General features: G+C 71.3%; 15 protein-coding genes. 8 read left to right on the top strand and 7 right to left on the bottom strand.

Translation table 11 applies throughout. The features are described from left to right. Positions 1 to 67: 67 nt before the first annotated feature. Positions 68 to 2,644, top strand: coding sequence for an ABC transporter ATP-binding protein/permease (locus IEZ20_RS36760; RefSeq protein ID WP_189307094.1), 2,577 nt, complete (start codon positions 68 to 70; stop codon positions 2,642 to 2,644). 103 nt (positions 2,645 to 2,747) lie between these two features. On the opposite strand, the gene IEZ20_RS36755 is transcribed toward IEZ20_RS36760, so the two are convergent. From IEZ20_RS36755 to IEZ20_RS36745, 3 genes are all read right to left on the bottom strand, one after another. Then, a complete protein-coding gene (locus IEZ20_RS36755; RefSeq protein WP_189306979.1) occupies positions 2,748 to 3,524 on the bottom strand; it encodes a transglycosylase SLT domain-containing protein in 777 nt (258 codons plus the stop codon). Positions 3,525 to 3,825: 301 nt separating this feature from the next. After that, positions 3,826 to 4,947 carry an S-adenosylmethionine:tRNA ribosyltransferase-isomerase gene (locus IEZ20_RS36750; RefSeq protein WP_189306976.1) on the bottom strand — a complete coding sequence of 374 codons (1,122 nt, stop codon included), beginning with the start codon at positions 4,945 to 4,947 and terminating at the stop codon, positions 3,826 to 3,828. Next, positions 4,944 to 5,654 (bottom strand): SDR family NAD(P)-dependent oxidoreductase, encoded by a 711-nt coding sequence (locus tag IEZ20_RS36745; RefSeq protein WP_189306974.1) that lies wholly within the window; start codon positions 5,652 to 5,654, stop codon positions 4,944 to 4,946. Before IEZ20_RS36745 ends, IEZ20_RS36750 begins: the two co-directional genes overlap by 4 nt. Positions 5,655 to 6,017: 363 nt before the next feature. Between IEZ20_RS36745 and IEZ20_RS36740 the strand changes: the two genes are divergently transcribed. The 3 genes from IEZ20_RS36740 (at position 6,018) to IEZ20_RS36730 (ending at position 8,211) form a co-directional block, all read left to right on the top strand. Beyond that, positions 6,018 to 7,163, top strand: coding sequence for a GAF domain-containing sensor histidine kinase (locus IEZ20_RS36740; protein WP_189306972.1), 1,146 nt, complete (start codon positions 6,018 to 6,020; stop codon positions 7,161 to 7,163). Next, positions 7,156 to 7,797 carry a response regulator gene (locus tag IEZ20_RS36735; RefSeq protein WP_189306970.1) on the top strand — a complete coding sequence of 214 codons (642 nt, stop codon included), beginning with the start codon at positions 7,156 to 7,158 and terminating at the stop codon, positions 7,795 to 7,797. Before IEZ20_RS36740 ends, IEZ20_RS36735 begins: the two co-directional genes overlap by 8 nt. A 168-nt stretch (positions 7,798 to 7,965) precedes the next feature. After that, a complete protein-coding gene (locus IEZ20_RS36730; RefSeq protein ID WP_189306968.1) occupies positions 7,966 to 8,211 on the top strand; it encodes a chaplin in 246 nt (81 codons plus the stop codon). A gap of 69 nt (positions 8,212 to 8,280) precedes the next feature. Here IEZ20_RS36730 and IEZ20_RS36725 read toward each other — a convergent pair whose 3' ends face one another. Continuing rightward, positions 8,281 to 9,069: an Rv1486c family protein gene (locus IEZ20_RS36725; RefSeq protein WP_189306966.1), complete on the bottom strand. Its 789-nt coding sequence runs from the start codon at positions 9,067 to 9,069 to the stop codon at positions 8,281 to 8,283. Between the two features lie 151 nt (positions 9,070 to 9,220). Here IEZ20_RS36725 and IEZ20_RS36720 point away from each other — a divergent pair, with 151 nt between their 5' ends. From IEZ20_RS36720 to IEZ20_RS36710, 3 genes are all read left to right on the top strand, one after another. Continuing rightward, the gene (locus IEZ20_RS36720; RefSeq protein ID WP_189306964.1) at positions 9,221 to 10,012 is read left to right on the top strand and encodes an ABC transporter ATP-binding protein; all 792 of its coding nucleotides are present in this window, start codon (positions 9,221 to 9,223) and stop codon (positions 10,010 to 10,012) included. A gap of 60 nt (positions 10,013 to 10,072) precedes the next feature. Beyond that, a complete protein-coding gene (locus IEZ20_RS36715; protein ID WP_189306962.1) occupies positions 10,073 to 10,504 on the top strand; it encodes an NfeD family protein in 432 nt (143 codons plus the stop codon). 123 nt (positions 10,505 to 10,627) lie between these two features. Beyond that, positions 10,628 to 11,587, top strand: a complete 960-nt coding sequence (locus IEZ20_RS36710; protein ID WP_189306960.1) for an SPFH domain-containing protein — start codon at positions 10,628 to 10,630, stop codon at positions 11,585 to 11,587. Between the two features lie 108 nt (positions 11,588 to 11,695). On the opposite strand, the gene IEZ20_RS36705 is transcribed toward IEZ20_RS36710, so the two are convergent. The 3 genes from IEZ20_RS36705 to IEZ20_RS36695 form a co-directional block, all read right to left on the bottom strand. After that, positions 11,696 to 12,202 (bottom strand): HNH endonuclease, encoded by a 507-nt coding sequence (locus IEZ20_RS36705; RefSeq protein WP_189306958.1) that lies wholly within the window; start codon positions 12,200 to 12,202, stop codon positions 11,696 to 11,698. Between the two features lie 168 nt (positions 12,203 to 12,370). Further along, positions 12,371 to 12,910, bottom strand: a complete 540-nt coding sequence (locus IEZ20_RS36700) for a YbhB/YbcL family Raf kinase inhibitor-like protein (protein WP_189306957.1) — start codon at positions 12,908 to 12,910, stop codon at positions 12,371 to 12,373. A gap of 44 nt (positions 12,911 to 12,954) precedes the next feature. Further along, complete coding sequence (locus IEZ20_RS36695; protein ID WP_189306954.1) at positions 12,955 to 13,737, bottom strand: sporulation protein; 783 nt, start codon at positions 13,735 to 13,737, stop codon at positions 12,955 to 12,957. Positions 13,738 to 13,837: 100 nt separating this feature from the next. On the opposite strand from IEZ20_RS36695, the gene IEZ20_RS36690 reads away from it, so the two are divergent. Beyond that, a complete protein-coding gene (locus tag IEZ20_RS36690) occupies positions 13,838 to 14,488 on the top strand; it encodes a DNA-3-methyladenine glycosylase (RefSeq protein WP_189306952.1) in 651 nt (216 codons plus the stop codon). Positions 14,489 to 14,808 lie beyond the last annotated feature (320 nt).

The following is a 14,808-nucleotide window of genomic DNA, read 5'->3' as shown; positions in this document are numbered from 1 at the left end:
CGATGTTCGACATCCCTAGACTCCCTGCGACGGGGGGAATTCGGGGGACAACTCAGTGGGGCATGGAGTGCCGGAACTCGTACTCGAAACAAACGGACGTACCTGGACGCTTGATCCATCCAGGTCATACACCCTCGGACGCGATCCGCAGGGGGACATCGTCTTCGACGACGCCAGGGTGTCCTGGCGGCACGCCACGGTCAGCTTCAACGGCCGCAGTTGGGCCATCGAAGACCATGGCAGCACCAACGGCACGTTCGTGCAGGGCCAGCGCATCCAGCACGTGGAGATCGGTCCGGGCTCGGCGCTGCACCTCGGCAACGCGACCGACGGGCCGCGGCTGAACCTGTCCGCGGCCACGGCCCCGGTCGGCGGCCCGGCACAGCAGCCCCAGCAGCCGCAGGCGGCGGCCCCGTACGCGCCGCAGGGCGCCGACGCACCCGGCTGGGCCCAGCAGGCCGCCCCGCAGCAGGCCGTGCCCCACCAGGCACCGCCACAGCAGCAGGCCCAGGCCGGCTGGCAGCAGCCGCCCGCCTTCCCGCAGCAGCAGGGCGGCGTCCCGGCCGAGCAGTACGTACAGAACACGCCCGGTGGTGGCGCGGGGGCGCCGCCGGTCCACGGCGACCGGAGCCCGACCACGTTCCACCAGTTCGCGCTCGGCCGCGTGATGCGCATCGGCCGTGCCCTGGAGAACGACCTGGTCGTGTCCGACCTCCAGGTCTCCCGGAACCACGCCGAGTTCCACGCCACGCCCGACGGCCGCTTCGAGATCCGTGACCTCGGCTCGCACAACGGCACCTACGTCAACGGTCAGCCGATCGCCAAGGGCGGCTCGGCGCTGCTCGGCCCGAGCGACATCGTGGGCGTCGGCCACTCGACGTTCCGGATCGTCGGCGACCGGCTTGAGGAGTTCGTCGACACCGGTGAGGTCTCCTTCTCGGCCCGCCACCTGACCGTCACGGTCGACGGCGGCAAGCAGATCCTGAAGGACGTCTCCTTCGGCGTGCCCGAGAAGTCGCTGGTCGCCGTGATCGGACCGTCCGGTTCCGGCAAGTCGACCCTGCTCAAGGCGCTCACCGGCTACCGGCCCGCCAACCAGGGCGAGGTCCTCTACGACAACCGGAACCTGTACAAGCAGTTCGCCGAGCTGCGCCAGCGCATCGGTCTGGTCCCGCAGGACGACATCCTGCACAAGGAGCTGACCGTCAAGAAGGCCCTGAAGTACGCGGCCAAGCTGCGCTTCCCGGCCGACACCACGGCGCAGGAACGCGACGCCCGCATCGACGAGGTGCTGCGCGAGCTGAAGCTCGACATCCACAAGGACAAGAAGGTCACCTCGCTCTCCGGCGGTCAGCGCAAGCGCGTGTCGGTGGCGCTGGAGCTGCTCACCAAGCCGTCGCTGATCTTCCTGGACGAGCCGACCTCCGGTCTCGACCCGGGCATGGACCGCGACGTCATGCAGCTGCTGCGCGGCCTCGCCGACGACGGCCGCACCGTCCTCGTCGTCACCCACTCGGTGGCCGAGCTGGCCCTGTGCGACAAGCTGCTGGTGATGGCGCCGGGCGGCGCGGTCGCCTACTTCGGCCCGCCGGAGGAGGCGCTGAACTTCTTCGGCTACGACAGCTGGGCCGACGTCTTCTCCGCCTTCGAGAACTACCGCGACTACGACTGGGCGGGCCGCTGGAAGGGCTCGCAGCACTACCAGATGTACGCCGCGGACGTGGACTCGGTCGCCCCGCAGGCGGTGCAGATGCCGCCGATGCAGGCGATCAGGCCGCCCAAGCCGCAGGGCTGGTTCTCCCAGTTCGTCACCCTGGTGCGGCGCTATGTGTCGGTCATCGCCTCCGACCGCGGCTTCCTGGCGCTGATGGTGCTCCTGCCGGCCGTCATCGGCTCGGTCAGCCTGCTGATCCACCCGGACCGCGGCCTGCTGCCCAACGGCCCCAACCCGCAGACCGGCCAGATCGTGCCCAACGGCACCGCCACCACCGTGCTGCTGATCCTGGCGGTCGGCGCCTGCTTCGCCGGTGCCGCCAACTCCGTCCGCGAGCTGATCAAGGAACGGGTGATCTACGAGCGGGAGCGGGCGACGGGGCTGTCCCGGTCGGCGTACCTGATGTCGAAGGTGTTCGTGCTCGGCGTGATCACCGGGTTCCAGGGCCTGCTGGTCGGCGTCATCGGCTTCGGCCGGCGTGAGGTCCCGGACGAGGGCCTCGTCCTCGGTCACGCCACCCTGCTGGAGCTGTCCCTGCCGATCATGGGGCTGGGCTTCGCGGCGATGATGTTCGGCCTGATCATCTCCTCGCTGGTGAAGACGGCCGAGAAGACCATGCCGCTGCTGGTCATGTTCGCGATCATCCAGGTCGTCTTCACGGGCTGCCTGTTCGCCCTGCACGGCACGGTCGGCGTCAACGAGTTCTCGTACCTGATGCCGTCCCGCTGGGCGGTCGCCGCGGCCGGCACCACGCTGGACTTCAACCGGATCAGCCCGCCGGAGACCGCCGGCGACAACGACCCGCTGTGGAACCACACGGTGGGCGCCTGGGCCGGGGACATGATCGCCCTGATCGCGCTCGGTGTGGTCTGCGGCTTCTTCGTGGCCCGCTTCCTGCGCCGCCACGAGCCGGAGGTCATGCGCAAGTAGGCCCCGCGCCGGCAGCGCGTGTGTGTACGACGCCGAAGGGCGGCGCCCCGTGACCGGGGTGCCGCCCTTCGGCGTTGCGTCGCAGAGGTCCCGCGCCAGGGCCTCAGTACGCGCTGTTGACGTTGTCGATCGAGCCGTACCGGTGGGCCGCGTAGTTGGCGGCGGCGGTGATGTTCGCGACCGGGTCGTAGATGTTCCAGGACGTGCCCGCGACGTGGTAGGCCTGGAAGGTCGGGGGGATCACCTGCAGCAGACCCTTGGACGGGATGCCGTTGACGGCGTTGATGTCCCAGTTGTTGATGGCCATGGGGTTGCCGGAGGACTCCCGCATGATGTTGCGGTGCAGACCGCTGTAGCTGCCCGGGATGCCCTTGGCCTTCATGATGTCCAGGGCCTGGCGGATCCAGCCGTCGAGGTTGTTCGCGTACGTCTTCGCGGCGACCGGCTGCATCTGCGGGCGCTCCACGGAGCGGGTGGCGGCGGCCTTGGCGGCGCGCACCTGCGCGGCCTTCTTCGCGGCGGCTTCGGCGGCGGCCTTCTTGGCGGCGGCCTCCACGGCCTTGGCGGCGGCGGCCTTCTTCGCGGCGGCCGCGTCGGCGGCCTTCTTCTGCGCCGCGAAGGCGTCGAGCTTGAGGGTGTCGGCGGCGAACTGGTCCGTGACCGTGCCCTTGACGTTCTGCAGGACGGTGCCGGCGGCGGCCTGGGAGGTCGCGACCTGGGAGGCCGTGGCCGGGGCACCGGTGGTGACGGTCTCGGCGCTGCTGGGAGCGGCCGAGAGGGCCAGGGCGGCGGTGCCCAGCGCAGCGACACCGGCAACGGCGATCTTGTGCTGCTTGGTCAGCGCGCGACTATAAGCTCGGTTGAGGATGTTCTTGGGCATGGCTGATGGACCTCTTCGTGTAGCGCGGAGGTCGCTCCTGCGTCCGCCGGGGGAATCAGCTCCTCCCGCACGAACGCCGCTGGGCGTGAACCCTGCGGCGCTGAGCGACGGAAGCAATTCTTAGCTGGCGCAAAATGCCCAGGCAAAGGTGTGACGTACTATCCGGGATAGTGGATCAGGGATGGGCAAAACGGGACAGACAGGGCCGTCTGTCCCGTTCATGTGGGGCGGTTTATCTCCTATGCCCTTTCGTACGTGATGCAGGCCCTATGTGCGGGCTCACACCGGGCGCCCGGCCGTCTCACCATCCGTTGCCGGCGCAACGCGATGCGTGAGGGCTCTCGTCCGGAAGGATGAGATGGACGTCGCCGAACTCGTGCCACAGGTAGCGCCCGCGCAGCGCCTCCTCGTAGGCCCGGCCGACCGCAGCCCTCCCGGCGACCGCCTCCAGCATCAGCAGATGGGAGGCCTCCGGTTCGTGCAGCCCGGTCAGCAGCCCGTCCACCACCCGCACCCCGCGCCCGGGCGCCACCACCAGATCCGTCCACCCCCGGGCCGCCCGCACCACCCCGTCCGGGCCCGCGGCCGACTCCACGGCCCGCACGGCCGTCGTCCCCACCGCGATCACCCGGCCACCACCGGCCCGCACGGCGTTGATCACCCGCGCCGACGCCTCCGGCACCGCGAACCGCTCCGGATACGGCGGCTCGTGCGCCTCCGCCGACGACACACCCGTGTGCAGGGTCACCGGCGCGAACTGCACGCCCCGGCTCACCAGCTCCGCCACCAGCCGCGCGGTGAACGGCCGGGCCGCACTCGGCATCTCCGCGCTGCCCGCCCCGTCCGGCGAGGCCAGCGCGAACACCGTCCGGTACACGGACAGCGGCTGGTCCTTCTCCGTATAGGAGTAGCGAATGGGCCGCCCGTGCTCCCGCAGCACCTCCGCCACGTCCGCCCCTGCGGCCCGCGCCCACCACAGCCGCTTCCCGTCCGCACTCAGCGGTTCCTCCAGCAGCAGCCGGCCCCCGCCCGGCAAGGACACCCTTGTCCCCGCGGGCGAGCCCGCACGCGCGCGCGTAGTGCCGCGCCCGTCCGGATCCCGCAGCTCCACCGCCCACCGACCGTCGTCCCCGCGCGTGGAGACGTGCACCACCACGCGCGCGTGCCCGATCCGCCCGTTCACCGCGGCGGCCAGCGTCTCGGAGGTGTTCACCACCAGCAGGTCCCCGGCCCGCAGCAGCCGCGGCAGCTCGCGGAACGCGTGATGCGCCACCGCCGTACCGCGCGACACCAGCAGCCGTACGGCGTCCCGCCCCAGCCCGGGCCCCCGCTGCTCGGCCGGCACGCGCGCGTACAGCTCCTCGGGCACCCTCCCCCACTCCCGGACAGGCCCGTGCGGGGGCACCCCCGCCGCCGGCGTCACCGTGCCTCCAGCAGCGCCGCCGCGGTGTACCGGCCGCTCGCCGGGCGCCGGTCGAGCAGTCGCAGGAAGGCCGGCGCGATCTCCTCCGGCGCCGGCGTCCCCGACAGATCCTCGTCCGGTTCCGCCGCGGCCAGCATGTCCGTCCGCATCCCGCCCGGATCCACCCACCAGACCCGCAGCCCCGGCTCCTCCACCGCGAGCACCGCGGACAGCTGGTCCAGCGCCGCCTTCGTCGCGCCGTAGGCGCCCCACGTCCGGTAGGCCTCCACGGCCGCGTCCGAGCTGACGTTCACCACCGCGCCGGCGGGCGCCCTCCGCAGCAGCGGCAGCGCCTCCTGGAGGAGCCCCAGCGGAGCCACCAGGTTCGTCTCCAGCGCCGCCCGGAAGCCCTCCAGCGGCTGACCGCCCAGCGGCACCAGCGGCTCGGCACCCAGGATCCCCGCGTTGTTCACCACCAGATCGAGACCGCCGAGTCCCTGCGCGGCCGCGACCAGCACCGCCCGGTGCCCGCTGCCGGTGACGTCCCCCGGCAGCGCCACCACGCGCGTGCCGTGCTTCGCACCGTGCCGCGTGACGGCCGCGGCGGCCTCCTTCAGACCGTCGGCGCCCCGCGCGCCGAGCACCAGGTCCCAGCCCCGCGCGGCCAGCGCCTCGGCGAGCGCCCGCCCCAGCCCCCTCGAGGCCCCCGTGATGATCGCTACCGGCATGACTACCGTCCCCTCGTCACCCACCGCCCCCGACGGGCGGTGGCCACACCGTAGGAACGGCACCGCCCGGGCCGCCTCGGACGCGGGCCGCAAAGCTCCAGGGCCCTTCGACGTACGCCCCCAGCCTCGGCCCGGACACCTACGTCTCCCGCCCAAGGCCGTCGACCTACGTCTCCCGCCCAGGACCATGGACCTACGTCTCCCGCCCAGGGCCGCCGACCTGAGCCTTTCCCGCCCGGCCCCACGCCCCCCGCCCTACGCCCCGCCTCGGTGACCTACGCCCCCCGTCCCGGGCCGAGCGGACCGGCGCTCGCCGTCCCGGGGCGGATCCGCGCTGTCGGACCCCGCCGGTACCGTGAGGGCATGAGTCAAGGCCCCCGGTCCGGCCTCGCCGCGGTGAGTTCCGCGCTGCTGGCCATGAGCAGGCACCTGGAGGTGCGCGACGTCCTCAAGACGATCGTCGCCTCCGCCCGCGAGCTGCTCGACGCGCAGTACGCCGCCCTCGGCGTCCCCGACGACCACGGCGGCTTCGCCCAGTTCGTCGTGGACGGCGTCAGCGACGCCCAGTGGCGCGCCATCGGCCCGCTCCCGCGCCAGCACGGCATCCTCGCCGCGATGCTGCACCAGGCGGAGGCCGAGCGCCTCGCCGACGTGCGCAAGGACCCCCGCTTCGAGGGCTGGCCGGCCGCCCACCCCGACCTGGTCGACTTCCTGGGCCTGCCGATCAAGGACGGCGACGAGGTCATCGGCGCCCTGTTCCTCGCGAACAAGCGCTGCGCCAAACCGGAGGGAAGCTGCGGCTTCACGCAGGACGACGAGGAACTGCTCGCCATCCTCGCCCAGCACGCCGCCATCGCCCTCACCAACGCCCGCCTCTACGAGCGCAGCCGCGAACTGACCATCGCCGAGGAACGCTCCCGCCTCGCCCACGAACTGCACGACGCGGTCAGCCAGAAGCTGTTCTCCCTGCGCCTGACCGCCCAGGCGGCAGCCGCGCTCGTGGACCGCGACCCCGCCCGCGCCAAGGGCGAACTGCACCAGGTGGCCTGTCTCGCCGCCGAGGCCGTCGACGAACTGCGCGCCGCCGTGGTGGAGTTGCGGCCCGCCGAGCTGGACGAGGACGGCCTGGTCGCCACCCTGCGCACCCAGACCAAGGTCCTCGACCGCGCCCACAGCGCGCGCGTGACCTTCACCAGCAACGGCTTCCGCGCCCTGCCCGCCGCCCAGGAGGAGGCCCTGCTCCGGGTCGCCCAGGAGGCCCTGCACAACGCCCTGCGCCACTCCGGCGCCGACCGGGTCGACGTCAGCGTGGAGCGGCGCGGCGGCGGAGCCGTCCTGCGCGTCACCGACGACGGCGGCGGCTTCGACCCCACGGCCGTCCGCCGCGCCGGACGCCACCTCGGCCTGGTCTCGATGCGGGACCGGGCGAGCGGGGTCGGCGGCACGCTGACCGTGGAATCGGCGCCCGGCAAGGGCACCACGATCGAGATGGAGGTCCCCGGTGGGTGAACCGATCAAGGTGCTGCTGGTCGACGACCACCAGGTCGTCCGCCGGGGCCTGCGCACCTTCCTGGAGGTCCAGGACGACATCGAGGTCGTCGGCGAGGCCGCCGACGGCACGGAGGGAGTCGCCCGCACCGAGGACCTGCGGCCCGACATCGTCCTCATGGACGTCAAGATGCCGGGCATGGACGGCATCGACGCCCTGCGCAGACTGCGCGAACTCGACAACCCCGCGCGCGTGCTGATCGTCACCAGCTTCACCGAGCAGCGCACGGTCGTCCCCGCCCTGCGCGCGGGCGCCGCCGGGTACGTCTACAAGGACGTGGACCCCGACGCCCTGGCCGCCGCCATCCGCTCCGTGCACGCCGGGCACGTCCTGCTCCAGCCGGAGGTCGCCGACGCCCTGCTCTCCCAGGAGGAAGCCCACACCGGCCAGGGCAGGGGCGGGTCGCTCACCGAGCGGGAACGCGAGGTGCTCGGCCTGATCGCGGACGGCCGCTCCAACCGGGAGATAGCCCGCGCTCTCGTCCTGTCCGAGAAGACCGTCAAGACGCACGTCTCCAACATCCTGATGAAGCTCGACCTCGCCGACCGCACCCAGGCCGCGCTGTGGGCCGTACGCCACGGCGTGACCGGCTGAGACGCCCCACCGACGTCTCACCCGAGGCGACACGGAGGGTTACGGCCCAGGCAGAGATTCATACCGTCGTGGGAATGTCACCCGGACGGCGCATCCTGCGGTGATCTCCGCCGTTCTCCAGTGCGTGCCGCGGTGATCGCCGCGGTGAAAGCCCAGGAGGGGTAGACAGTGAAGAACCTGAAGAAGGCAGCGGCCGTGACGATGGTGGCCGGTGGCCTGGTGGCCGCAGGTGCCGGCCTGGCCTCCGCCCACGGCGGCGCCCACGCGGCCGGCGAGGCCGCCGGCTCCCCGGGCGTCGGCTCGGGCAACGTCGCCCAGGTCCCGGTCCACGTCCCGGTGAACGCGGTCGGCAACAGCGTGAACGTCATCGGCGTGCTGAACCCGGCCTTCGGCAACCTCGGCCTGAACCACTGAGGACCGCCCGGCGGCGCCCCCAGGCCTCCCGGACCCACCGGGAGGCCTGTCGGCCGCCCGGGGGCGCGGTTACCGCGCTCCCCGTTCCCGTTCCTCCACGTACGCGTTGTACGCCGCCACCTGCGCCCGCCGGGCCGTCCGCTCGACCGGCCTCAGCGCCTCCGCCCGCGCCCTCATCTCGGCCGAGCTGACCGCACCCCCGTGCCCGTTGCCGTACGCCAGCGACACCAGCAGGCCCACCCGCCGAGCCAGCTCCAACACCCGGACCGCACGCGGCGGGTACCCCGGTGCCAGCACCTCGCGCCCACGCTCGGCCCGCGCCCGGTAGGCGTCGATCGCCGCCTCCGCCACCGGACCCGACCCGGCGACATCCAGCTTCGACAGCACCTCGGTCGCCTCCCTGAGCGCCTCCGCCAGCTCCCGCTCGGCCTCGCCCAGCGACGGAACGTCGGCGGGCGGCGCCTGGCGCACCGGCAGCACGTGCCAGACCACCTCGACGTGCACATCACCCTCCGGCCCGGCCTCGTCCACCTCGGGCACCAGCCCGAACGCGGCGCCGTGACAGACCACCGCCTCCTCGGCCTCCAGCGCCCGCGCGTTGAACTCCGGCGGACCGCTCAGCCCCAGCGGATGCCCCGGCGCCGGCAGCGCCACCCGCAGCCCGCTCACCCCCAGCGCGCGCAGCCGCCCCAGCGCGAGCGTCAGCCCGACCGGCGCGGACTCGCCGGGCAGCCCCTCCACCCGGTGCACCGCGTCCTCGCCCACGATGGCGAGTGCGGCGTCATCCGGAGAGGCAAGTCCGGCCAAAAGGGCATTTCCCCAAGCGGCAAGGCGTCCTGAACGCGGTTCCGAGAGCATGCCCCCACCCTAAGGACCGGACCGATGGAATGGAGCGGGGCACTCGTGGCGTAGATTTCATAAGGGCTGCGCCCACCGGCGCGGCGGACCCGAGCCACAGGCGTACGCGAGTGCCGAGACCGGCCACACTGCAAGGGGAGACAACGCGCTCATGAGCGATGTTCTGGAGCTTCAGGACGTATCCGTGGTCCGTGAGGGCCGGGCTCTGGTGGACCAGGTCTCCTGGTCGGTGAAGGAGGGCGAGCGCTGGGTCATCCTCGGTCCGAACGGCGCCGGCAAGACCACCCTCCTGAACGTCGCCTCCAGCTACCTCTTCCCCAGCAAGGGCACCGCCACCATCCTCGGCGACACCCTCGGCAAGGTCGACGTCTTCGATCTGCGCCCCCGCATCGGCATGGCCGGTATCGCCATGGCCGACAAGCTCCCCAAGCGCCAGACCGTCCTGGAGACGGTGCTCACGGCCGCCTACGGCATGACCGCCACCTGGCACGAGGACTACGACGAGGTCGACGAGCAGCGCGCCCGCGCCTTCCTGGACCGCCTCGGCATGAGCGACTACCTGGACCGGAAGTTCGGCACCCTCTCCGAGGGCGAGCGCAAGCGCACCCTGATCGCCCGCGCCCTGATGACCGACCCCGAGCTGCTCCTGCTGGACGAGCCCGCCGCCGGTCTCGACCTCGGCGGCCGCGAGGACCTGGTCCGCCGCCTCGGCCGGCTCGCCCGCGACCCCATCGCCCCCTCCATGATCATGGTCACGCACCACGTCGAGGAGATCGCTCCCGGCTTCACCCACGTCCTCATGATCCGCCAGGGCAAGGTCCTCGCCGCCGGCCCGCTCGAGCTGGAACTCACCTCCCGCAACCTCTCCCTCTGCTTCGGCCTCCCGCTCGTCGTGGAGCAGGTCGGCGACCGCTGGACCGCCCAGGGCCTGCCCCTGTCCTGACCCCGCTGCTCCCCCCTTCGCGCCCTGTCCGCCGCCCGACCACGGCCCTACCATGACCATGTGAACGACATCGACGCATGGGTGTGGTGGCTCGTCGGCGCGGCGGCGCTCGGAATCCCCCTCGTGGTCACCGCGATGCCGGAGTTCGGCATGCTCGCGGTGGGAGCCGTCGCGGCGGCGGTCGTCTCCGCCCTCGGCTTCGACGCCGTCCTCCAGGTCCTCACGTTCGTCGTCGTCTCCGTCGCCCTCATCGCCGTCGTCCGGCCCATCGCGGCCCGACACGGCCGACAGCGCCCCCAACTCGCCACCGGCGTCGAGGCGTTGAAGGGCAGGCAGGCCGTCGTGCTGGAACGGGTCGACGCGTCCGGCGGCCGCATCAAACTCGCAGGGGAGGTCTGGTCGGCCCGTGCCCTCGACACCGGCCGCGCCTACGACGTGGGCCAGGAGGTGGACGTCGTGGACATCGAAGGAGCCACCGCGATCGTCATCTGAGGACAACTCACCGAGAACGACTCACGAGTTGCGCGACGGTCTGTCAGACTCGACCAGCAAGATCCTCAACAGTCATGAGATCGGCCGAAGGCGCCGAGGCGGAGAAGGGTACGGGGAACGACGATGGAACCGGTCATCATCGTCTTGATCATCCTGGTGGTGTTGGTCTTCATCGCCCTGATCAAGACCATCCAAGTCATCCCACAGGCCAGCGCCGCCATCGTGGAGCGCTTCGGCCGCTACACGCGGACGCTGAACGCGGGACTCAACATCGTGGTCCCGTTCATCGACACCATCCGCAACCGCATCGACCTGCGCGAACAGGTCGTACCGTTCCCGCCGCAGCCGGTGATCACCCAGGACAACCTGGTCGTGAACATCGACACGGTCATCTACTACCAGGTCACCGACGCCCGGGCCGCCACCTACGAGGTCGCCAGCTACATCCAGGCGATCGAGCAGCTCACCGTCACCACGCTGCGCAACATCATCGGCGGCATGGACCTCGAACGGACCCTGACCTCCCGCGAGGAGATCAACGCGGCCCTGCGCGGCGTCCTCGACGAGGCCACCGGCAAGTGGGGCATCCGCGTCAACCGCGTCGAACTCAAGGCCATCGAGCCGCCCACCTCCATCCAGGACTCGATGGAGAAGCAGATGCGCGCCGACCGGGACAAGCGCGCCGCGATCCTCACCGCGGAAGGCACCCGCCAGGCCGCCATCCTCACCGCCGAGGGCGAGAAGCAGTCCCAGATCCTGCGCGCCGAGGGCGAGGCCAAGGCGGCGGCCCTGCGCGCCGAGGGCGAGGCCCAGGCCGTCCGCACGGTCTTCGAGGCCATCCACGCGGGCGACCCCGACCAGAAGCTCCTGTCCTACCAGTACCTCCAGATGCTCCCCAAGATCGCGGAGGGCGACGCCAACAAGCTCTGGATCGTCCCCAGCGAAATCGGCGACGCCCTCAAGGGCCTCTCCGGAGCGATGGGCAACTTCGGCCCCCTGGGCGGAGGTTCGGGCAACGGCGGGTCGTCGGGCAACGGCGGCACGACCGGCACCGAGCGCCGGGAGAAGCCGAGCATCGACTGAGGCACGGGAAAACGCCGGGTTCCTCCCGCGCCCCCTCAGGGGCGCGGGGAACCGCGCGAGAGGCGACGGACGGCCCGTGGCCGCCGGCCGACAGAACCCGGCAGACGCCTAGGCCGCGTCCCGAGCGAGCCACTCGGGAAGGGCGTCGAAGTCCTCGGCCCCCAGCGCGAGCAACATCGCATCGGCCGGCGTCGGCTCGAACGGCTCCCGCAACAGCGCCATCCCCGCCTCCTCCGGAGTCCGGTTCGCCTTCCGGTGGTTGTCCTCCGCACACGCGGCGACCGTATTCAGCCACGTGTCCTGCCCACCCTGCGACCGCGGCACCACATGGTCCACGGTCGTCGCCCGGCGCCCGCAGTACGCGCACCGGTGCCGGTCCCGTACCAGCACCCCCCGCCGCGACCACGGGGCTTGTCTTCGGAACGGCACCCGCACGTACCGGCACAACCGGATGACCCGAGGCGCTGGTATGTCGACATCGGCACCCCGCATCCGCAGCACGGGATGGGCCTGCTCGACCACGGCCTTGTCCTGCAGCACCAGCACCACCGCACGGTTCAACGTCACCGTCGACAGCGGCTCGAAGCTCGCGTTCAGAACCAACGTGTCACGCATCCAGCCCACCTCCCGTGTGCACCTGCCCACCCCCCGGCGGGCTTGGATCAACTCTGGACGGGCGCGCCGAGATGGACAACGCAATAAAAAATGCCCGCCTCCGATCACTTCCAAGACCGGAGGCGGGCAAACGTTCAATGAAGCCTTGGCTGAATCCGTGCGCCGGGGTCAGCCCTGCGCGGGGTTCTCGTACTCACCGATGAGCTGGGCACGCGCGATCGTGTGGAACCGCAGGTTGAAGCCGACGACAGCCGGAGACGCGTCCGCGTCCGGACCCAGCTTCTCCTGGTCCACCGCGTACACCGTGAAGACGTACCGGTGCGGACCGTCCCCGGGCGGCGGAGCGGCACCGCCGAAGTCCTTCGTCCCGTAGTCGTTCCGCGCGTGAACGGCACCCGGGGGAAGCCCCTCGAACTTGCCGCTGCCCGCACCCGCCGGCAGCTCCGTCACCGAGGCCGGGATGTCGAACAGGACCCAGTGCCAGAACCCGCTGCCGGTCGGCGCGTCGGGGTCGTAGCACGTCACGGCGAAGCTCTTGGTCTCCGGCGGGAAACCCTCCCAGCGCAGCTGCGGCGAGGTGTTGCCCTCCGCGTGGACCTGGGCGCTCTTCAGCGTCGCGCCCTCCGCGATGTCCTCGCTCGTCACCGTGAACGACGGCACGGGCGGGTGGAAATCGTGGGGGAGCGGCCGCCGCTTGAGCTCGGTCACCTCGGTACCTCCTGATCGATGATCTGGAACCAGCAACTCCGAGCCTAGAACCAGTTGCGCTTGCTGCCGACCTCGGACAGCCACTGGTTGAGGTAAGCCGCCCAGTCGGTCCCCTGCCAGTCGTTCAGCCCCACCTGGAAGGACCGGTAGGTGTCGCTGCCCTCGCTGAACAGACCCGGCTTCTTGTCCATCTCCAGGACGACGTCCATCGCGTGCTCGTCGGCGACGAAGCTCAGCTCCACCTGGTTCAGACCCCGGTACTGCGACGGCGGGAAGAACTCGATCTCCTGGTAGAACGGCAGCTTCTGCCGCGTACCCCGGATGTGGCCGCGCTCCATGTCCGCGTTCTTGAAGCGGAAGCCCAGCTGGATGAACGCGTCCAGGATCGCCTTCTGCGCCGGCAGCGGGTGCACGTTGATCGGGTCCAGGTCGCCGGAGTCCACGGCCCGCGCGATCGCCAGCTCGGTGGTCACACCGATGTTCATCCCGCGCAGTGCCTGGCCGTCGATCATGGTGACCGGCGTCTCCCAGGGGATCTCCAGCCCGAACGGCACCGCGTGCACGGCCCCCGCCTGCAGCTCGAAGGCCCCGCCGAGCTGCACCTTCGTGAACTCGATGTCCTGCTTGTACTCCTGGTCGCCGCTCTCGACCTCGACCTTGGCCTGGAGCCCGACGGACAGCCCCTCGATGTTCTGGTTCACGGACCCGCCCTGGATCCGCACCTCGCCCTGGACGACACCACCCGGTACGACGTTGACCTCGGTCAGCACCGTCTCGACCGACGCCCCGCCGGCCCCCAGGCTCGCGAGCAGCTTCTTGAACGCCATGACTCTCCCTTTACGAATGGACCCTCGACCCGTACAAACGCGATCCGCCCACGTCCGGTTCCGCCGGTGCGGCGCCCCGTCTGGACTACCCTCGGAGGGCATGATCGCGCCCCCGGACCGTACGCCACTGCCCCGAAGCTTCTTCGACCGCCCGGTCCTGGAGGCCGCGCCCGACCTCCTCGGCCGCATCCTGGTCCGGACGACACCCGACGGCCCGATCGCCCTCCGTCTCACGGAGGTGGAGGCCTACGACGGCCAGAACGACCCCGGCTCCCACGCCTACCGCGGCCGCACCGCACGCAACGCGGTGATGTTCGGCCCGCCCGGACACGTGTACGTCTACTTCACCTACGGCATGTGGCACTGCATGAACCTCGTCTGCGGACCCGAGGGCCGGGCCGGAGCGGTGCTGCTCCGCGCGGGCGAGGTCGTGGAGGGCGCCGAGCTGGCCCGCAAGCGACGCGTTTCGGCCCGGAACGACAAGGAACTGGCCAAGGGCCCGGCCCGGCTGGCCACCGCCCTGGAGGTCGACCGGGCCCTGGACGGCACGGACGCGTGCACCTCCGGCGAGACCCCCCTGAGGATGTTGACCGGGACCCCGGTCCCCTCCGGCCAGGTACGCAGCGGTCCCCGCACCGGTGTCGCCGGCGAGGGCGGAAACGGCGACCTCCACCCCTGGCGCTTCTGGGTCGCCGACGACCCGACCGTCAGCCCCTACCGCGCCCACGCTCCGAGGCGCCGCCGAAGTTGACTCGGCCCGGCAAGGTGCGTAATGTGGCCCGAGCCGCTGAACCGGGTACGGCGATCGCCTGCAGCCGGAGCGGCCAACCCACTACCTAGCCACAACCCTTCAACGGGGTCGTTTCTGGCGCGCTCGCGCGTCCGAATTCGAACTCGCGGGACTCGATTATGAGTCGCCGAGGGAAGCCGCTAAAGTAGTGAACGTCGAAAGGCCGGAGGCGAAAGCCAAAAGCCCGCAGACGAATCCCGCCGACCGGGAATCGGATACCGATAAGGATCTGATAGAGTCGGAAACGCAAGACCGAAGGGAAGCGCCCGGAGGAAAGCCCG

Origin of the sequence: Streptomyces cinerochromogenes, from assembly GCF_014648635.1 — a bacterium.
Lineage (GTDB): Bacteria > Actinomycetota > Actinomycetes > Streptomycetales > Streptomycetaceae > Streptomyces > Streptomyces cinerochromogenes.
The sequence above is the reverse complement of the archived record's forward strand: the minus strand, read 5'-3'. Positions and strand labels throughout refer to the sequence as shown.